Source organism: Streptomyces sp. NPDC058650, from assembly GCF_042717315.1.
GTDB lineage: Bacteria > Actinomycetota > Actinomycetes > Streptomycetales > Streptomycetaceae > Streptomyces.
In genome coordinates, this window is the sequence record NZ_JBHXRL010000027.1 from 91,940 (window position 1) to 110,121 (window position 18,182).

Genomic DNA, 18,182 nt, shown 5'->3' on the forward strand with positions numbered 1-18,182 from the left:
GTCTCCGCGATGAGCACGGCCACCACTCGGCGTCACGAACGGCGGATCAGTCCCGTCTTCCTGGCGATCCTCGCCGTCATGGCCGTCACCGGCTGGGCGGTGTGGACGGACTTCGCCGCCTCGCCCGGCCTGGCGGTGTTCCTCTTCGTGACCTCGGCGTGGGTGGTGTCGCTCTGCCTCCACGAGTACGCGCACGCCCGCACCGCCCTGCACGGCGGGGACATCACGGTCGGGGCCAAGGGCTATCTGACCCTGAACCCGCTCGCGTACACGCACGCGTGGCTGAGCATCATCCTGCCGGTGCTGTTCGTCATCATGGGCGGGATCGGTCTCCCGGGCGGGGCCGTCTTCATCGAGCACGGCCGTATCAAGGGGCGCTGGAAGCACAGCCTGATCTCGGCGGCGGGCCCGCTGGCGAACGTCCTGTTCGCGCTGGTCTGCACGGCGCCGTTCTGGCTGGACGCGCTGGACGGCGTGCCCGTGGCCTTCCGGTACGCGCTGGCGTTCCTGGCGTTCCTCCAGGTGACGGCCGCGCTCCTGAACTTCCTGCCGGTGCCGGGCCTCGACGGCTACGGGGTCGTGGAGCCCTGGCTCTCGTACAAGCTGAAGCGGCAGATCGAGCCGTACGCGCCGTACGGCTTCTTCATCGTGATCGCGCTGCTGTTCGTACCGGCGGTCAACGGCGCCTTCTTCGACGCGATCGACGCGCTGATGCGGTCGCTCGGGGTGCCGGAACTCTCCCGCTACTGCGGCTCGCAGCTGTTCCGGTTCTGGCAGGAGACCCCGGAGTTCTGCCAGGTCTAGCCCTGGGCCGCGGCCTGCTTCTCGACCTTCGCGCGGCGGATGTAGTACCACGCCATGTTCGAGGAGAGGCCCGCGAGGAGGACCCAGATCACGCCCAGGAAGCTGCCCTGGACGAAGGAGACGACGGCCGCGGCGACGGCCAGGGCGCAGACCACGAGGGCGTAGAGGGCGAGGCGGGGCATGGGGGACGGCTCCTGTCCGGGTACGGCTGCTGGTGCCCGTCCAGTGTCCCCCATGCCGTGCGCCCGGCCGGGACCGGCTCAGATGTCGGTGACCCGGAGTCCCGCGTGGGCCTTGTAGCGGCGGTTGACCGAGATCAGGTTCGCGACGAGCGACTCGACCTGGTGGGCGTTGCGCAGGCGGCCCGCGAAGACGCCCCGCATGCCCGGGATGCGGGCGGCGAGGGCCTGGACGAGCTCGACGTCGGCGCGCTCCTCGCCGAGGACCATCACGTCCGTGTCGATCTCGTCGAGGGAGGCGTCCTGGAGGAGGACGGCGGAGAGGTGGTGGAAGGCGGCGGCCACCCGGGAGTCCGGCAGGAGCGCGGCGGCCTGCTCGGCCGCGGAGCCCTCCTCGGGCTTGAGGGCGTAGGCGCCCTTCTTGTCGAAGCCGAGCGGATTGACGCAGTCCACGACGAGCTTCCCCGCGAGCTCCTCGCGCAGGGACTCCAGGGTCTTGGCGTGGCCGTCCCACGGGACCGCGACGATCACGATGTCGCTGCGGCGGGCGCAGTCGGCGTTGTCGGCGCCCTCGACACCGAAGCCGAGCTCCTCGGCGACGGCCTGCGCCCGGTCGGCGGCGCGGGAGCCGAGGATCACCTTCTGGCCGGCCTTGGCGAGCCGGTAGGCGAGGCCGCGGCCCTGCTCGCCGGTGCCGCCGAGGACGCCGACGACGAGCCCGGAGACGTCGGGGAGGTCCCACGGGTCCTTGGGAGCCGCCTTGGGGGCCGCCTGGGGAGCGGCGGTGGAGTCGGTCGAGCCAGTCGAGGAAGTCATGGACCCGACATTACCCACCGGTCGGGGCGCGGGGGCCCGTCCCTTACGGGTGGCCCCTCCCACAATCGGCCACGCTCCGGGCGCCGCTGGGGCAGGATGCCACCCCATGGATGCCGTACGGGTCGCGTTGCTGCGGGAAGTGCTCGCCGGGACGGAGTGGCCGCGGGCGGCCCGCCGCTTCGCGGGGGCGCTCCGCTCCTCGGTCGTGCCGCACCGGGGCGGGCTGCTGCTCGTCGGCACGGAGGAGTACGAGCCCTGGCACCTGGCGGCGCACCTCGTCGACGAGGCGGCCTGGTCGGGGCTGCCGGAGCTGGCCCCCACGCTCGTACGCCACCGGGTGCGGCCGGGTGATCCGGCGCATCTGGCGGTCGGTCTCGGCCGTCTGGAGGCGGCGGGGCGCGGGGCGACGCTGCTGATGGTGGCGCCGGAGCGGCCGGACGCGGGGCTGCTCCAGCGGATGCACGACGCCCGGCGGGCGGGGGCGACGGTGCTCTCGCTCGACGGCGGCGACGCGGAGGTGCGGGGGCTCGCCCACGAGTCGCTCACGGTGGCGGAGGGGGCGGAGGTCGACCTGGACACGGTGCAGCACCTGGTGAGCGCGGCGGCCGGGGAGAACAGTCTGCCGTCGCCGCGCGGGAGCCGCCGCTTCCGTGACCGGCTCGCCGATCTCGCCGACCGTCTGACGGCACCGCCGCCCAGCCGCTGGTAGCGGGAGCGCGGTGCCGGGACCTGTGGCCCGGTGACCGGCTTATTCGGTTGCCCCGGGCGTCTTCCGGTCGGAAGATGACCCCTCGTGTCCTCCCCCTCCTCCAAGCTCTCCGCCCTCCTGCCCGATCTGGCGCCCTGGCGTACGTCCCGTGACTTCCGGCTCCTGTGGAGTCAGGGGCTCGTGACCTACTTCGCCAGCGCGATGGCGATGATCGCCCTGCCGCTCCAGATCAAGGAGCTGACGAACTCGCCGCTCGCGGTCGGGGCGATGGGCGCGGTCGAGCTGGTGCCGCTGGTCGTGTTCGGGCTGTACGGCGGCGCGCTCGCCGACGCCGTGGACCGGCGGAAGGTGATCATCGGGACCGAGGCGGGTCTCGGCGTGCTCGCCCTGCTCCTGCTGCTCAACGCGCTGCTGCCGGAGCCTCTGCTGTGGCCTCTGTACGTGGTCGCGGCCGGCGTCTCCGCGCTCGCGGGGCTCCAGCGTCCCGCGCTCGACTCGCTGCTGGCCCGGATCGTGCCGCACGAGCACCAGACCGCCGCCGCGGCCCTCAACTCGCTGCGCTGGCAGATCGGCTCGATCGCGGGCCCGTCGATCGCGGGCCTCGTCGTCGCGTTCGCGGGTCACGCCCCGGCGTACGCGGTGACGATCGTCGGCTTCGCCGCCTCGGTGCTGATGTGCCGCCGCCTCTCCCCCGCGCCGCCCGCGCACGACGCGGAGAAGCCCTCGCTGCGGGGCATCGCGGAGGGCGCGCGGTACGCCTGGTCGCGGCCGGTGCTGCTCGGCACGTACGCGATCGACCTCGCGGCGATGTTCTTCGCCTTCCCGAACACGATCTTCCCGTTCCTCGCGGACGAGCTGGACGCGGACTGGTCCCTCGGCCTGATGTACGCGGCGGGCTCGGTCGGCTCGCTCGTGCTCGGCCTGACCAGCGGCTGGACGTCGAAGGTGCGGCGGCACGGGCTGCTCGTGGTCGGCGGCGCGGCCGGCTGGGGTCTGGCGATCGCGGCGGCCGGCTGGTTCGGGAACATCTGGCTCGTCCTGCTCTGCCTGGCCTTCGCGGGCGCCGGCGACATGCTGAGCGGTCTCGGCCGGGCCACGATCTGGAACCAGACGATCCCGGAGGAGCTGCGCGGGCGGCTCGCCGGCATCGAGGTGCTCTCCTACAGCGTCGGCCCGCAGCTGGGCCAGGTCCGGGCGGGCGTGATGGCCGGGTGGACCGGCACCAGGGCGGCCGTCTGGTCGGGCGGTGTGGCCTGTGTCGCCTCGGTGGGGCTGCTCTGCCTGGCGCTGCCGAAGCTGCTCACGTACGACTCCGAGACGGACGAGGACTCGCTGCGCCGCAAGGCCCAGCAGGAGGCGGCACAGCAGGAGGCCGGGGCCGCCTGAGCGGTCCCGGCCTCCTGCCGAGATCATGCCTCGGGGCTACGCCTCCGGGTTCTCGTCCGGGCGTCCGCCCTCGTGCCAGCGCGGGTCCGTCTCCCACTCCAGGTTCCGCTCGCGGGCGGTCTCCATGGCGTGGGACGCCTCCTCACGGTTGGCGTACGGGCCGAATCGGTTCTTCGCCGGACACTCGGGACCCTCCTCGACCTTCTTGTGCTCCAGGCAGTAGTACCACTCGCCCGGTTTGCCCGCGGTGCGCTTCTTGAACAGGGCCATCGTCGTCGGCTCCTTCCTCCGAGACCATGCTGCCCCAGACGCGGTCGTTAGACTCGCTGACATGTCTGGCCAGTCGCTTCTCGTTCCGGGGGAGCTCTCCCCCCACCGCTCCGTCCCGGGCTCCATCCGCCGCCCCGAGTACGTCGGGAAGCCTGCCCCGGCCCCGTACAGCGGGCCCGAGGTGCAGGATTCCGACACCGTCGAGCGGATGCGGATCGCCGGCCGCATCGCCGCGCGGGCGATGGAGGAGGCCGCCAAGCACATCGCTCCGGGTGTCACCACCGACGAGCTCGACCGGGTCGCCCATGAGTACATGTGCGACCACGGCGCCTATCCCTCGACCCTCGGCTACCGCGGGTTCCCGAAGTCGCTCTGCGCCTCGATCAACGAGGTCATCTGCCACGGCATCCCGGACTCCACGGTGCTGCGGGACGGCGACATCGTGAACCTGGACGTCACGGCGTACATCAACGGCGTCCACGGCGACAACAACGCCACCTACCTCTGCGGCGACGTCGACGAGGAGTCGCGGCTGCTCGTCGAGCGGACCCGGGAGTCCCTGAACCGGGCCATCAAGGCCGTGCGGCCGGGCCGCCAGATCAACATCATCGGGCGGGTCATCGAGTCGTACGCCAAGCGCTTCGGCTACGGGGTCGTCCGCGACTTCACCGGGCACGGCATCAACTCGTCGTTCCACTCCGGCCTGATCGTCCCGCACTACGACTCCCCCCACCACACCACCGAGATCAAGACCGGCATGACCTTCACGATCGAGCCGATGCTGACCCTCGGTACGCACGACTACGACATGTGGGACGACGGCTGGACCGTGGTGACCAAGGACCGGAAGCGGACGGCGCAGTTCGAGCACACGCTCGTCGTGACCGAGAACGGGGCCGAAATCCTTACGTTGCCCTGACCCTTCGAACGGGTACGTTTTTACCGACAGGACGTCGGGAACCAGTTGACTTAGGTATGCCTAACTTGGCAGGATCAGCACTGGTTCCCGTCCCATCGGTCCCGGAGGCACGCCTTGGACACGCCCTTCTCCACGCTCATCCGTACGGCCTCGCACGAGCAGCACACGGAGGCGGAGACGTCGTCCTTCATGGGCGACCTCCTGGGCGGACGCCTGGCCGTCGACGCCTACGCCCGCTACACGGAGCAGCTCTGGTTCGTCTACCGCGCCCTGGAGGAGGGGGCGGAGGCGCTGCGCGAGGACCCGGTCGCCGGGCCGTTCATACAGGCCGAGCTGTTCCGCACGGCCGCCCTGGAACAGGACCTCGCCCACCTGCGGGGTCCTGACTGGCGCGCCGGGGTCTCCCCGCTGCCCGCCACCGTCGCGTACGCCGAGCGGGTCGCGGAGTGCGCCCGTGACTGGCCCGCCGGCTACGTGGCCCACCACTACACGCGCTACCTGGGCGACCTGTCGGGCGGTCAGATCATCCGCGACAAGGCGGAGCGGACCTGGGGCTTCACGCGCAAGGGCGACGGCGTGCGCTTCTACGTCTTCGACGAGATCTCCAACCCGGCCGCGTTCAAGCGGACCTACCGGGAGCTGCTCGACGCGGTGAACGCCGACGATCTGGAGAAGCAGCGGATCGTCGACGAGTGCAAGCGCGCCTTCGACTTCAACAGCGCGGTCTTCCACCAGCTGGGCGGCGAGTTCCCGCTCAGCGCGTGACCCTTCGGGGCCCTTCGGGGCCCTGCGTGTCCAGCGTGTTCAGCACGTGAGGGTTCCCTCCAGGCGGACACGTCCGCCCAACTCCACGATGCCGTCAGGGCCGGGGGCAGTGAGCAGCTGCGAACCCCGGCCCTGTGTGATGTTCAGGGCCCGTCCCAGCTGGGCCGTCAGGAGCAGCGCCGCCGCGCCGGTCGCCTCGTCCTCGTCGATGCCGTCGCCGCGCCCGGGGAACGCCCGCGCCCTGACCCGGCCCGCGGCCTCCTCCTGCCACGCCCAGGCGTAGATCCACTCGCCGGGCTCGGGCACCTCCAGGGCGTCCACCTCGGCGGCGGAGCCGTACCGGCGCAGGGTCCGCGGCGGCGCCCACTCGGCGCGCGCCTCGATCCAGGTGAACTCCCCGTCCCCGCGCACCCACACCTCGCCCGCCGGCGGGCAGACGACCTCCAGGTCGAGCAGCCAGGCGGCCCCGACGAGTGGGTGTCCGGCGAACGGCAGCCGCAGGCCGGGGGTGTAGATGTCGACGTGACCGCGCTCCGGGTCGTCCACGAACACCGTCTCGCTGAAGCCGAGCTCCTTGGCGAGCGCCTGCCGGGAGGCCTCGTCGGGGTGGTGGCGGGGGTCCCGTACGACTCCGAGGGCGTTGCCGTGGCGGCCGTCGCCCGCACAGAAGACCCGGAGGACGTCGACGTCAGTGGCGGTCGTGTTCATGGCGGAATTGAAGCATCCGAAGCCGGGTTAGTGTGCCGACCGCGCGTGTTCCGTCGGGGAACACCATGGAGGGGGATTTGTCATGCCCAGGTGGGGACGTGGCGGGCACGTCACGGGTGCGCTGGCGGCGGGGTTGCTGCTCGTCGGTCTGGTGCCGCAGCAGGCAGCGGCGGCGACCGTACTGAACGGCGAGGTCGTCGCCGCGACGATCGTGGACCGGCCGGTCGATGCCCGCTGGTCGGCGCGTCTGACCGAGACGGACGGGACGACGCACTACGCGCGGGACGCGGCCGCGGTCGAGAACGGCACGAGCGGGGTACCGAAGGTCGGCATCGGCACCGTGCTGAACGGTCTGAACCGGGCCGGACGGCCCCTGTGTCACGCGACCAACGCGGCGGGCGCCCAGGGCTTCTGCTGGGACGCGGCCGACGACGTGGCCTCGGGGTACACCCACGTCGCCCAGGGCCTCACGGGCTCCGGCGAGGCGCCGGAGAACGCCGCGCTCGTCGGCGAACGGCAGATCGTCGTCACCAGCTGGTATCCGAAGACGGCCGGAGGGGCGATCCGGGTCACCTTCGCGGACGTGACCGATCCGGCGCAGGTGAAGTACCGGCATGTCGCACTCGTGAAGCCGACCGCCACGGGCTACACCGGGCTGACCGGCCACGCCCACTCGGTGACGTGGTACAAGAACCGCCTGTACGTCTCCACCGGCGCCGGCATGGCGCTCTTCGACCTCACGCGGTTCTGGGACACCAACCCCGGCGGCACCGCCTTCGGCGTCTCGAACGGCACGTACTACACCCCCGGGTACGAGTACGCGCTGCCGCAGGTCGACGAGTTCCGGTACGCGGACCACGCCCCCGGCAGTTGCGGCACCTACGCGGAGACCCCCGCCCCGCCGTGCTTCACCGGCGCCTCGCTCGACCTGAGCGGCCCCGAGCCGGCCCTCGTCACCGTCGAGTTGAACGGGGTGCAGCCCAAGCAGCAGCAGCGGTTCCTGGACCCGGGGGTGATCCTGCGCTGGCCGCTGGACGCCACGGGACTGCCCCGGATGGTGAAGGAGCAGAAGGGCCAGGACCCCGTGGTCGAGGTGGAGAGGGCCCGGCCGTCCGACGCCTACACCTCCACCGTCAGTGGGGCGCAGGGCATCGCGATGAACCGGGGACGGTTCGTCGTCTCCGCGCCGTGCCCCGAGTTCGTCGAGGGCGGGGCGAACATCCCCAGCTGCCTGTACCACGCCTGGCCCGGTGAGCCCGTGCGGCTGTGGACCCGTACCGGCGTCAACAACGAGAACGTCTCGTACTGGCCCGCGACCGACAAGCTGTGGACCGTCAACGAGGCCCCGGGGAACCTCACCGTCTTCCACATCCGGTGGCCCAGGCCCGAACTGCCGGTGCGCTCCCTCACCGGCCTCGGCGGGAGCCTGACCGGCACCGCTCTGCCGGACGTGATCGCGATCCGGCCGACGGCGTCGGCATCGGCGAGCGCGGGCAGCGGCAACCTCGTCCTGTATCCCGGGTCCGAGGGGGGCGTGGCCGCCCGCTCGTCCATCGGCACCAGCTGGGACACCATGCGCCTCGTGGCCGGCGTCGGCAACCTCGACACCGACCCGCGGCCTGACGTCCTCGCCGTGGACGACGGCGGGGCCCTGTGGCTCTACCCGGGCGCCGCCGACGGTCTCGGCCGCCGCACGCCGGTCTCGGCCACCGGCTGGGGCGTCGTGACGCGGATGACGGGGGTCGGCAACATGACCGGCGACGCGAACCCGGATCTCATGGCGATCTGGGAGAACGGCGACGCGTACCTCTATGAGGGCCGCCCGGGCGGTCTCGGTGCGAGTCACAAGATCGGGACGAGCTGGAACACCATGCGCCTGGTGACGGGCGCGGGCGATCTGACGGGCGACGGCCGGCCGGACGTCCTCGCGGTGGCCACCGACGGAAAGCTGTGGCTGTACCCGGGCGACACGTCCGGGGGCCTCGGCGCTCGCAAGGAGCTGTCGACCGGCTGGGGCATCGTGCGGACCATGGCCGGTGTCGGCGACCTGACCGGAGACGGAATGCCGGACGTCCTCGCCGTCTGGGCGGACGGCACGGCCCGGCTCTACCCGGGCCGCGTCGACGGCCTGGGCGCCAGCGGCCCGGTCGATCTGGGCTGGGGCGCCCGCTAGCGGACGGCAGGGCCGCACCCGGTCATCGGGTGCGGCCCTGCCCGGTGACGTCGGCGATGAGGGTGCCGGTGGTGCCGGTCGCCTTGACCTTCGGATCGGCGACGGTCCAGTCGATGCCGTGCGCGTTGCAGACGAAGGCGAGCTTGCCGGAGAACGCGGCCTCGACCTTGCGGGCGTCGGGGTCGAGGTCGGCCTTGACGAAACCGAAGTCGTAGGCGGAGCCCCGCTTCACGGCGCCGCCGGAGGCGGTGACGGAGGCCGTGACGGAGCCGCCGCACATCTCGCCGACGTACCGCTGCCTGCTCTGCTTGACGCCCCAGGTCAGCCTGCCGTTGACGACGCCGGCCGGACCCGACGGTCCTTCAGGTCACGGTGTGGGCGCTGTATCCGATCCCGGCGCTCGCACCGTTCCCGGCCCCGATAGGGTCGGGTCCGTCCGTGCGGGTGGAGAAGCAGAAGGCGACCGATGAGAAGGCTGAGGCTGAGGCGAGCACCGGGACGACCGGTCGAGCGCCTCGCGGCGCGACCGGTGAGGGCGCTGGCGGCCACCGCGGCGACGACCGTGCTGGCGCTGACCGCGAGCGGCTGCGTGACGGTCCACGGTGAGACGGCGCTGCTTCCGGCGGTGTCGACGTCCGAGGCCGCGCAGGCCCTCGCCGACTTCACCGCCGCCTACAACCGGGCCGACAAGGCCAACGACCCCGCGCTCGACTCGGGCCGGGTCACCGGTCCGCTCGGGGCGATCAACCAGGCGGGCCTGCGCTCGCGGGCGGTCACGAGCCCCGGCGGCAACCCGGACCACCGGGCCCTCGAACTGACCGACGCGCGGTTCGTCGTGCCCCGCAAGGCGGGCTGGCCGCGCTGGTTCGTCGCGGACACCGACTCGAACCACGACGTCGACCAGGGCCGCGCCGACCAGCGCTGGGTCCTCGCCTTCGTGCGCAACGGGCCCGACGAGCTGTGGGAGGTCGCCCACCTGGTGGTCCTCAGCGCGCGGGCGGTGCCCGAGTTCGCCGAGGAGGAGGGGTACGCGGTGCCGGTCGCCGCGGACACCGACGCCCTCGCGGTCGCGCCCGAGGACCTCGGGGCGGAGTACGTGGCGTATCTGCAGGAGGGGAAGCCGGGGCCGTACGCGGCGGGTCCGCACACCTCGCTGTGGCGCGAGGAGCGGCAGAAGACCGCGAAGCGGCCCGGACTCGCCACCCAGTACATCGACCGCGTCGCGAACCAGGGGGACTTCGCCCCGCTGGGGCTGCGGACGAAGGACGGCGGCGCGTTCGTCTTCTTCGCGACCCGGTACTTCGAGCGGCAGACTGCGGCGAAGGGCTACCGGCCGAAGGTCGGCCCGGACGTCAAGGCACTGCTGACCGGCGAGGTGAAGAACACCGTCACCAAGGAGTGGGTGTCGAACCTGGCGGTCCTGGTGAAGCCGGCGGGCACGGACCGCGACGGGGTCACGATCGCGGGCCGGCTCCAGGGCGTGGTGGGCGCGGAAGGCTCGTAGCGGAAGGCCCGTAGCGGAGGGCTCATAGCCGAGGACTCATGGCCGAGGGCTCTCGGCCGGACCCCCGGCGTCGGGCCGGGGGCTTCAGCGGGTCAGCGGCCAGGCGATCTCGTGGGCCGTGTGCTCCCCGTCGCCCTCGGCCTCCCGGGCGGCCGCGTGGCGCGCACAGGCGTCCTGGAGGGTCTCCAGGAGGTTCAGCGGGTCCGGCAGGGGGTGCTCCGGCCCGCGGACCCAGGCGACCACCGGATGGGCGTCCTCGTCCCCGGGGAGCCGGGCCGGCGGTACGAGGACGTAGCTGCCGCGGCAGTGCCAGCGCAGCCCCGGGTGCTCGTCCATCGTCTCCGGGTGGCAGTCGAGCTCACACGGCCACCACTCGTCCTCGTCCTCGGGGGTGCCGCGGGTGGCGGTGAAGAAGAGCATCCGCCCGCCGACCGTGTCGACCTCGGCGGACTCGGCGACCGGTCCGACCTCGACGCCCTCGGCGAGCAGCCGCTCCAGGGCGGCGCGGCCGGCGGCCAGCGGCACGTCGAGGACGTCGTGGACCATGCCGGTGGCGGTGACGAAGTTCGCCTCGGGCTCGTTCCGCGCCCAGCGCTCGATCTGGGCGCGGTCGGTGGTCGACTGGGTCTGCCACGCGAAGGAGACGGGGTGCCGAGCGGGGGTGGGACAGCCGATCCGCTCACAGGAACAGCTGTAGCCGACGGGATACGCGGCGGGGGCCAGGGGCAGCCCGGCGGCGGCAATGGCCAGGAGCAGCTTCTCGCGGTCGTTCTCGTCGTCCGCCGCGGTGCGTTTCGGGCGCCTGCGCAGCCACTGTGCGAGTTTGCTCTCCGTGCCGCGGTAGCGGCCGATGCCGTCGCCCATCTATCCCCTCACAGCTCATGCTCGCCCGTTCGGCTCTGCCCATGGTCCCACCATCCTGCGCCTCGGGTGACCGGAGTGTGGAACCGGGGTGCAGAAACGGGGTACGCGGAGTGGTGGTGCGGGTGGGACGTACGAACCACCCGAACGGTCCACAGCGCGGGGCGCGCCCAGGGCGGACCATGGGTCCACCGATCTTCGGTTCTTCCGTCCGCCCGTTCGTGAGGAGCCCTCATTGCGCCCCACTCCGCGCACGCCCTCGCCCCGCCGATACCTGATGTGCCCACCCACGCACTTCACGGTGACGTACTCGATCAATCCCTGGATGGACCCCACGAAACCGGTCGACCTGCCGCTGGCCCTCGCCCAGTGGGAGGACCTGCGCGACCGCTACCGTGTACTGGGCCACACCGTGGAGCTCCTGGCTCCCGACCCGGCGCTGCCGGACATGGTCTTCGCGGCGAACGGCGCCACTGTCGTCGACGGCCGGGTCCTCGGCGCGAAGTTCGCCCATGCCGAGCGGGCCGACGAGGCCGCCGCGCACCTGTCCTGGTTCCGCAGGAACGGTTGGCCTGGTGAGGCACTCCGGCTCCCGGAGCACGTGAACGAGGGCGAGGGAGACTTCGCCGTCACCGGATCGTGGATCCTCGCGGGGCGCGGTTTCCGCTCCAGCCCGCTCGCCCACGGGGAGGCGCAGGAGTTCTTCGGCCGGCCCGTGATCGGTCTGGAGCTCGTGGACCCGCGCTACTACCACCTGGACACGGCGCTGTGCGTCCTGGACGACGCCCGGGACGAGGTCATGTACTACCCGGCCGCCTTCTCCCCGGGCAGTCGCGCGGTGCTCGCCCGGCTCTTCCCGGACGCGCTGATCGCGACGGAAGAGGACGCGGCGGCACTCGGGCTGAACGCGGTGAGCGACGGTCTGCACGTGCTGCTGCCGCAGGCGGCGGTGGGCCTCTACGAGCCGCTGCGGCAGCGGGGCTTCGAGCCGGTCGGCATGGACCTGGGCGAGCTCCTCAAGGGCGGCGGCAGCGTGAAGTGCTGCACGCAGGAGCTGCGCCTCTAGAGGGTGTCCCGCTCCGGCGGCCAGGAGTCGCCCCAGTCGGCGTCCCGGGCCTGCTTGTACAGGGGCCCGTGGCGCTTGGTGACCGTCTCCCGGGCGAGCCCGTCGGGGCCGCACAGGTCGAGCTGGACCAGGCCCTTGCGGATCTGCGGCCTGCGGGTGACGCGAGAGACCACCGGAGTCACCGGGAACCTGGTGGCGGCGACGTAGCTGTACTTCTCGTCCTCGTACGGCAGGGAGCCGCCCTTCACCTGGCGGTGCAGCGAGGAGCGGCTCACGCGGGCCGAGAAGTGGCACCAGTCGGTGCCCGGCACGATCGGGCAGGCCCCGCTGTGCGGGCAGGGCGCGGCGACGGTGAATCCGGCGTCGATGAGCAGGGTGCGGGCGGCGATGATCCGCTCGTAGCCGTCGGGGGTGCCGGGCTCGACGATCACGACCGCCCGCGCGGCGCGCGCCGCCTCGGTCACGAGCGCCGTGCGGTCGGGCCCGGTCAGTTCCTTGAGGACGTACGAGACGGTGACGAGGTCGGTGTCCGCGAGCTTCAGCGCGGTGCCGATCCGCTCGCGCCGCCACTCGGCGTCGAGGGCGCCGGCGGCCAGTTCGCGGCCGAGCGCGAGCGCGGGCTCGGCCCAGTCGAGGACGGTGGTCCGGGGCGGCGCCTCGTCCCAGGCCTCGGCGACGGCCCAGCTCGCCGCGCCGGTACCGCCGCCGACGTCGGTGTGCGTGGCGGGCGCCCAGTCGGGCGCGGCCTCCCGCAGGGCGTCGAGGACGCCCCGTACCGCCTCGAAGGTCGCCGGCATCCGGTACGCGGCGTACGCGGCGACGTCGGAGCGGTCGCGCAGCACGGGGACGTCCGTCGGGGTGGTGCCCCGGTAGTTGGCGATCAGCCGCTCGACGGCCTTGGCCGCCTGGGTGGGCGGCAGCCCGTCGAGGAGCCCGGCGAGGGCGGCGCGCAGGGACTCGGCGGAGGGAGGGGTGGCGTTCACCGCGACAGTCTAGGCGGCCGCGTCCCGCCCCCGGGTCGAGCGGGTCGGGATCGTCGCGGCGGGCAAGAACCCGGGGTGCCGACCCGCCCGGCACGCCCGCTGGGGGCGCCGTCCGGTCAGATTCCCGTGGCCGTCCTGCCCGGCTGCCACGGGCGGCACAGGCCCAGGAAGCAGGCCAGGGACAGGGCGGCGCAGGTGAGCTGGACGACCGCCATCGGGACCGCCGTGTGCTCGCCCGCGATGCCGACGAGCGGGGAGGCGACGGCGCCGACGAGGAACGACGAGGTGCCGAGGAGCGCGGAGGCGGAGCCGGCCGCGTGCGGGGTCCGCATGAGGGCCTGGGCGTTGGTGTTGGGCAGGGCCAGGCCCATCGCGGACATGAGGACGAAGAGTCCGGCGGCGATCGGCACGAGCCCGACCTCGCCGAAGACGCCGGTCGTCATGAGGAGCAGGGCGAGGGAGGCGAGCAGGATGGTCCCGACGCCCCAGCCGAGCACCTTGTCGAGGCGGACGCGGCCGACGAGGAGCTTGCCGTTGATCTGGCCGACGATGACGAGGCCGATCGAGTTGATGCCGAAGAGCAGGCTGAAGGTCTGCGGCGAGGCTCCGTAGATCTCCTGGACGACGAACGGCGAGGCCGCGATGTACGCGAAGAGGGCCGCGAAGGCGAGCCCGCCGGTCAGCATGTAGCCGGTGAAGACCCGGTCGGCGAGGAGTCCGCGCATGGTGCGCAGGGCGTCGCCGACGCCGCCTTCGTGGCGCCGCTCGGGCGGGAGCGTCTCGCCGAGGAAGCGCCAGACGACGACGGTGAGCAGGATGCCGATCACGGTGAGGACGTGGAAGACGCCCCGCCAGTCGGTGATCCGGAGGATCTGGCCGCCGATGAGGGGCGCGACGATCGGGGCGGCGCCGGAGATCAGCATCAGGGTGGAGAAGAACCGGGCCATCTCGACGCCGTCGTAGAGGTCGCGGACGACGGCGCGGGCGATGACGATGCCGGCGGCGCCCGCGAGGCCCTGGAGCAGTCGGAAGCCGATGAGGAGTTCGGCGGTGGGCGCGAGGGCACAGACGGCGGTGGCGAGGACGTACACGACCATGCCGACGAGCAGCGGGCGGCGGCGGCCCCACTTGTCGCTCATGGGGCCGACGACGAGCTGGCCGAGGGCCATGCCGGCGAGGCAGGCGGTGAGCGTGAGCTGGACGGTGGCGGCCGGTGCGTGGAGCGCTCCGGTGACCTCCGGCAGTGCCGGCAGGTACATGTCCATGGAGAGCGGGGGCAGGGCGGTGAGTCCGCCCAGGACGAGGGTGACGAGCAGTCCCACGCTCCGGGCGGCGGGGGCACCGCCGGTGACCGGAGCGACCGGAGCGCTCTCGATTATGTGCCCTTGTGTTGTTTTCTGGCCGCTCTCCGGCATCGACTGCTCCATTTCGTTGAATCCTTGCCTATGCTCTCAGCTCGATCGGCATGGTCGAGACCTCTGTGGGACAGGTGGGGACAGGTGGGGAACATGAAGGAAACGGTTCGCTGGGGAATCCTGGCGACGGGCGGCATCGCGGAGCGGTTCACGACGGACCTGCTGACGCTCGAAGGCGCCGAGGTCGTGGCGGTGGCGTCCCGTACGGAGGCGTCGGCGAAGGCCTTCGCGGACCGGTTCGGGATCCCGCGGGCGTACGGGGAGTGGGCCGGGCTCTTCGCCGACGAGGACGTCGACGTGGTGTACGTGGCGACGCCGCACCACGCCCACCGGGAGGCGGCCGGCCGCGCCCTGGAGGCGGGAAAGGCGGTGCTCTGCGAGAAGGCTCTCACGCTCAACGCCCGCGAGGCGGAGGAATTGGTCACCCTCTCCCGGGACCGTGGCCTCTTTCTCATGGAGGCCATGTGGATGTACTGCAACCCGCTGATCCTGCGGCTCGCGGAGCTCGTGCGGGGCGGGGCCATCGGCGAGGTCAGGACCGTCCAGGCGGACTTCGGGCTCGCGGGCCCCTTCGCCGCCGACCACCGGCTGCGGGACCCCGCGGTGGGCGGCGGGGCGCTGCTCGACCTGGGGGTGTACCCGGTGTCGTTCGCGCAGCTGCTGCTCGGCGAGCCGGACACGGTCCAGGCGCACGCGCTGATCTCACCGGAGGGCGTCGACCTGAACACGGGGATGCTGCTGGGCTGGGACTCGGGCGCCTCGGCGCTGCTGTCCTGCTCGCTCGTCGCGGACACCCCGCTGACGGCGTCCGTGACGGGCACGCTCGGCCGGATCGACGTGCCGCGCGGCTTCTTCTTCCCCGAGCGGTTCACCCTGCACCGGAACGGCCGGGAGCCGGAGGAGTTCGTGTCGGGCGACGACCCGCACTCCTTCCGGCACGAGGCCGCCGAGGTGATGCGCTGCCTGCGGGCGGGCGGGACGGAGTCGCCGCTCGTGCCGCTGGACGGTTCGCTCGCGGTGATGCGGACGCTCGACGCCGTACGGGAGCGCGTCGGCGTCCGCTATCCCTCCGAGGTGGTGGCTACGCGGGTGTGACGCCCCGGTTCCCCGCCTCCGTGACGTAGGAGGCGGCGGGGGGGCGGCATGGGCGCCCGGGGGCGTGACGTACGGGACCGTACGGAACTCGCCGCGGGCGCTCATGCGAAGACTCACCGCACAGCGCGGAGCACATCCACGTGTCGGACAGATGGGTTCACGGGGCACGCGTCTCGCGTACGCTGCGCGCCCATGAGCATCGCAGTGGTGACGGGAGCGGGATCGGGCATCGGCCGGAGCGTGGCGCTGGCCCTCGCGGAGGCCGGCTGGTCGGTGGCCCTGGCCGGCCGCAGGGCCACGGCCCTGGAGGAGACCGCCGAGGCCCTCCCGGCGGGCGACTTCCTGACGGTCCCGACGGACGTGACCTCGGCGACGGAGGTCGCGTCGCTCTTCGCGGCCGTACGGGACCGGTACGGGCGGGTCGACCTGCTCTTCAACAACGCCGGTACCTTCGCGGGCGGCGGCGTCCCCGTCGAGGACCTGGACCCGGAGACCTGGCGCGCGGTCGTCGACGTCAACCTGACGGGCGCGTTCCTCTGCGCGCAGGCGGCCTTCCGGGCCATGAAGGAGCAGGACCCGCAGGGCGGCCGGATCATCAACAACGGCTCGATCTCCGCGCACGTGCCGCGCCCGCACTCGATCGCGTACACGGCGACGAAGCACGCCATGACGGGCCTGACGAAGTCGCTGTCGCTCGACGGGCGCCCGTACCGGATCGCCTGCGGTCAGCTCGACATCGGCAACGCGGCCACCGAGATGACGGCCCGCATGCAGACCGGCATCCTCCAGGCCAACGGGCAGAAGGTCGCGGAACCGGTGATGGACGCCGCGGACGTGGCGGCGACGGTGGTGCACATGGCGGCGCTGCCGCTGGAGGCGAACGTCCAGTTCGCGACGGTGATGGCTACGGCGATGCCGTACATCGGCCGGGGCTAGCACCCCGGCCGATGCCCCCGGGGGGTACGGGGGGACGGGGGGTTACGCCTGGCCGGTCTCGAAGCGGGAGATCTTGCCTCCCTCGACGGTGAACTGCCACTTGGTCCGCATCTCGCCCCAGGTGTCGTTGCGGTAGCGGGCGACGAGCACGCGCCCGCCGTCGGCCTCGGACTCGACGTCCATGTGGCCGCGGGAGGCGAAGACCTCCCGGTCGAGCCACTCCCGGATATCGCGGTCGGAACCGTCGTCGGACATGGTCGCGTCGGCGGTCAGGAGCCCGTGGAGGGCCTGCTCGTCGTTGGCGTTGAGAGCCGTGACGAAGGCACGTACGGCGGGGTCGGTGAGCTGGTTCACGGGGATCGTCATGCCCCTACCCGTACACCCGGCGGCCCGCCCGCCCCGAGGAACACGGCCGTGCGCGGGACGTGTGTCGCTCGGACGCACCTGCGTGTTCGCTGGCCCGCGCCAGGTCCGTGCGGGCAGGATCGGGACAACTGCCGCACTCAGCACAGGAGGCTCGATGTCGGACATGATCAAGGTCGTCAAGCTGTACGCGAAGGAGGCCCCCGTCGGGGTCCTGGACGGACACCTGGTGGGCCTGCTCGTCGAGCGGCAGCAGGCCGCCGAGTGGGCCGTGAGCCCGGTGGACGGCGGGTTCCGGTTCACCGTGAAGGGCACGGAGGACACGGTCGTCGCGGAGGGCGGCGAGCGGGCCCCGGTCGCCGTCCGGCCCGACGACTCCCCCGCCTCCGTCTGGCGCCTCCAGCGCGTCGGCGAGGACGGCGCCACCACGGTCACCGGCCTCGACGACCTCCGGGACGGGATCTACGTCATCGACCAGAACGGCTTCGCGCTCGGCCGCGACCTCTTCGAGGACCGCTCGCTGCTCCCCAAGCGCGTGTTCGCGCGGACGGACGACCGCGACCCCCAGTGGAGGATCGAGGTCCTCGCCTGAGCCAGGGTCGGACGTGCCGTTCCTGGGCGGCCACGACCTCGTCGCCGCGCTCGAAGGCCCGCGGCCCCGAACGCCTCGATCGGGGCGAGCAACGACCTTCCAAGCGCGGTGAGTTCGTACTCGCCCCGGAGCGGCGCCTCGGCACAGACCTTGCCGAGAGGCGGGGCCGCCGTCCGCGGAAGCTAGAAGGCGTCGGTGGGGACGTACGTGCCCCACACCTCGCGCAGGGCGTTGCAGACCTCGCCGACGGTCGCCCGCGCCCTGAGCGCGTCCTTCATCGGGTAGAGGACGTTGTCCGTGCCCTCCGCCGCCTTCTTCAGCTCGACCAGGGCCGCGTCCACCGCGGCCTGGTCGCGCTCGGCCCGGAGCTTGGCGAGGCGTTCGGCCTGCTGGGCCTCGATCGCCGGGTCGACACGGAGGGGCTCGTAAGGCTCCTCGACGTCGATCGTGTACCGGTTGACACCGACGACGACCCGCTCGCCACTGTCGGTCTCCTGCGCGATCCGGTACGCCGAGCGCTCGATCTCGCCCTTCTGGAAACCGCGCTCGATCGCCGCGACCGCGCCGCCCATGTCCTCGACCTTGGCCATCAGCTCAAGCGCCGCGGCCTCCACGTCGTCCGTCATCTTCTCGACCAC

21 protein-coding genes and 1 pseudogene are annotated in these 18,182 nt (G+C 72.4%); 11 read left to right on the forward strand and 11 right to left on the reverse strand.

Annotation, left to right across the window (positions count from 1 at the left end):
- Positions 1-9 precede the first annotated feature (9 nt).
- Positions 10-804: a site-2 protease family protein gene (locus ACFWWU_RS33540; protein ID WP_384151644.1), complete on the forward strand. Its 795-nt coding sequence runs from the start codon at positions 10-12 to the stop codon at positions 802-804.
- Here the strand turns inward: ACFWWU_RS33540 and ACFWWU_RS33545 are convergent.
- Both ACFWWU_RS33545 and npdG read right to left on the reverse strand, forming a co-directional pair.
- The gene (locus ACFWWU_RS33545) at positions 801-1,040 is read right to left on the reverse strand and encodes a hypothetical protein (protein WP_384151647.1); all 240 of its coding nucleotides are present in this window, start codon (positions 1,038-1,040) and stop codon (positions 801-803) included. The genes ACFWWU_RS33540 and ACFWWU_RS33545 overlap by 4 nt on opposite strands.
- Positions 1,041-1,064: 24 nt before the next feature.
- On the reverse strand, positions 1,065-1,799 hold the full coding sequence (gene npdG / locus ACFWWU_RS33550) for an NADPH-dependent F420 reductase (RefSeq protein ID WP_384151650.1): 735 nt from the start codon (positions 1,797-1,799) through the stop codon (positions 1,065-1,067).
- Positions 1,800-1,905: 106 nt separating this feature from the next.
- Between npdG and ACFWWU_RS33555 the strand changes: the two genes are divergently transcribed.
- Together ACFWWU_RS33555 and ACFWWU_RS33560 are read left to right on the forward strand one after the other, a co-directional pair.
- The gene (locus ACFWWU_RS33555) at positions 1,906-2,508 is read left to right on the forward strand and encodes a hypothetical protein (protein ID WP_384151653.1); all 603 of its coding nucleotides are present in this window, start codon (positions 1,906-1,908) and stop codon (positions 2,506-2,508) included.
- A gap of 84 nt (positions 2,509-2,592) precedes the next feature.
- Positions 2,593-3,894: an MFS transporter gene (locus tag ACFWWU_RS33560; RefSeq protein WP_384151656.1), complete on the forward strand. Its 1,302-nt coding sequence runs from the start codon at positions 2,593-2,595 to the stop codon at positions 3,892-3,894.
- Between the two features lie 36 nt (positions 3,895-3,930).
- Here the strand turns inward: ACFWWU_RS33560 and ACFWWU_RS33565 are convergent, their stop codons facing one another.
- Positions 3,931-4,164, reverse strand: a complete 234-nt coding sequence (locus tag ACFWWU_RS33565; RefSeq protein WP_384151659.1) for a hypothetical protein — start codon at positions 4,162-4,164, stop codon at positions 3,931-3,933.
- A 61-nt stretch (positions 4,165-4,225) separates the two neighbouring features.
- On the opposite strand from ACFWWU_RS33565, the gene map reads away from it, so the two are divergent.
- Both map and ACFWWU_RS33575 read left to right on the forward strand, forming a co-directional pair.
- Positions 4,226-5,083, forward strand: a complete 858-nt coding sequence (map, locus tag ACFWWU_RS33570; RefSeq protein ID WP_384151662.1) for a type I methionyl aminopeptidase — start codon at positions 4,226-4,228, stop codon at positions 5,081-5,083.
- A 114-nt stretch (positions 5,084-5,197) separates the two neighbouring features.
- A complete protein-coding gene (locus tag ACFWWU_RS33575) occupies positions 5,198-5,848 on the forward strand; it encodes a heme oxygenase (biliverdin-producing) (protein WP_384151665.1) in 651 nt (216 codons plus the stop codon).
- Positions 5,849-5,887: 39 nt separating this feature from the next.
- Here the strand turns inward: ACFWWU_RS33575 and ACFWWU_RS33580 are convergent, their stop codons facing one another.
- A complete protein-coding gene (locus ACFWWU_RS33580) occupies positions 5,888-6,556 on the reverse strand; it encodes a PhzF family phenazine biosynthesis protein (protein WP_384151668.1) in 669 nt (222 codons plus the stop codon).
- Between the two features lie 82 nt (positions 6,557-6,638).
- On the opposite strand from ACFWWU_RS33580, the gene ACFWWU_RS33585 reads away from it, so the two are divergent.
- Entirely contained in the window at positions 6,639-8,729 is a 2,091-nt protein-coding gene (locus ACFWWU_RS33585; protein WP_384151671.1) for an FG-GAP repeat domain-containing protein, read from the forward strand.
- Between the two features lie 22 nt (positions 8,730-8,751).
- On the opposite strand, the gene ACFWWU_RS33590 is transcribed toward ACFWWU_RS33585, so the two are convergent.
- Entirely contained in the window at positions 8,752-9,054 is a 303-nt protein-coding gene (locus tag ACFWWU_RS33590; RefSeq protein ID WP_384151715.1) for an HtaA domain-containing protein, read from the reverse strand.
- A gap of 141 nt (positions 9,055-9,195) precedes the next feature.
- On the opposite strand from ACFWWU_RS33590, the gene ACFWWU_RS33595 reads away from it, so the two are divergent.
- Complete coding sequence (locus ACFWWU_RS33595; RefSeq protein WP_384151674.1) at positions 9,196-10,233, forward strand: hypothetical protein; 1,038 nt, start codon at positions 9,196-9,198, stop codon at positions 10,231-10,233.
- 84 nt (positions 10,234-10,317) lie between these two features.
- Here ACFWWU_RS33595 and ACFWWU_RS33600 read toward each other — a convergent pair whose 3' ends face one another.
- Positions 10,318-11,097 carry a bifunctional DNA primase/polymerase gene (locus ACFWWU_RS33600; RefSeq protein ID WP_384151677.1) on the reverse strand — a complete coding sequence of 260 codons (780 nt, stop codon included), beginning with the start codon at positions 11,095-11,097 and terminating at the stop codon, positions 10,318-10,320.
- A gap of 232 nt (positions 11,098-11,329) precedes the next feature.
- Between ACFWWU_RS33600 and ddaH the strand changes: the two genes are divergently transcribed.
- Positions 11,330-12,160: a dimethylargininase gene (gene ddaH, locus ACFWWU_RS33605; protein ID WP_384151680.1), complete on the forward strand. Its 831-nt coding sequence runs from the start codon at positions 11,330-11,332 to the stop codon at positions 12,158-12,160.
- Here ddaH and ACFWWU_RS33610 read toward each other — a convergent pair.
- Both ACFWWU_RS33610 and ACFWWU_RS33615 read right to left on the reverse strand, forming a co-directional pair.
- Entirely contained in the window at positions 12,157-13,143 is a 987-nt protein-coding gene (locus tag ACFWWU_RS33610) for a small ribosomal subunit Rsm22 family protein (RefSeq protein WP_384151683.1), read from the reverse strand. The genes ddaH and ACFWWU_RS33610 overlap by 4 nt on opposite strands.
- A gap of 116 nt (positions 13,144-13,259) precedes the next feature.
- On the reverse strand, positions 13,260-14,570 hold the full coding sequence (locus ACFWWU_RS33615; protein ID WP_384151686.1) for a multidrug effflux MFS transporter: 1,311 nt from the start codon (positions 14,568-14,570) through the stop codon (positions 13,260-13,262).
- Between the two features lie 81 nt (positions 14,571-14,651).
- On the opposite strand from ACFWWU_RS33615, the gene ACFWWU_RS33620 reads away from it, so the two are divergent.
- Positions 14,652-15,653 carry a Gfo/Idh/MocA family protein gene (locus ACFWWU_RS33620; protein ID WP_384151689.1) on the forward strand — a complete coding sequence of 334 codons (1,002 nt, stop codon included), beginning with the start codon at positions 14,652-14,654 and terminating at the stop codon, positions 15,651-15,653.
- A gap of 192 nt (positions 15,654-15,845) precedes the next feature.
- Entirely contained in the window at positions 15,846-16,589 is a 744-nt protein-coding gene (locus ACFWWU_RS33625) for an SDR family oxidoreductase (RefSeq protein ID WP_384151692.1), read from the forward strand.
- 42 nt (positions 16,590-16,631) lie between these two features.
- Here the strand turns inward: ACFWWU_RS33625 and ACFWWU_RS33630 are convergent, their stop codons facing one another.
- A complete protein-coding gene (locus ACFWWU_RS33630) occupies positions 16,632-16,955 on the reverse strand; it encodes a nuclear transport factor 2 family protein (protein ID WP_384151695.1) in 324 nt (107 codons plus the stop codon).
- Between the two features lie 154 nt (positions 16,956-17,109).
- Here ACFWWU_RS33630 and ACFWWU_RS33635 point away from each other — a divergent pair, with 154 nt between their 5' ends.
- Positions 17,110-17,544: a hypothetical protein gene (locus tag ACFWWU_RS33635; RefSeq protein ID WP_384151697.1), complete on the forward strand. Its 435-nt coding sequence runs from the start codon at positions 17,110-17,112 to the stop codon at positions 17,542-17,544.
- Positions 17,545-17,560: 16 nt separating this feature from the next.
- Here ACFWWU_RS33635 and ACFWWU_RS33640 read toward each other — a convergent pair.
- Both ACFWWU_RS33640 and ACFWWU_RS33645 read right to left on the reverse strand, forming a co-directional pair.
- A pseudogene (locus ACFWWU_RS33640) lies at positions 17,561-17,684 on the reverse strand (transcriptional regulator); the annotation flags it as partial.
- A gap of 42 nt (positions 17,685-17,726) precedes the next feature.
- Positions 17,727-18,182: methylmalonyl-CoA mutase family protein (locus ACFWWU_RS33645; protein ID WP_384151700.1), on the reverse strand; the 456-nt coding region annotated here is incomplete at its 5' end.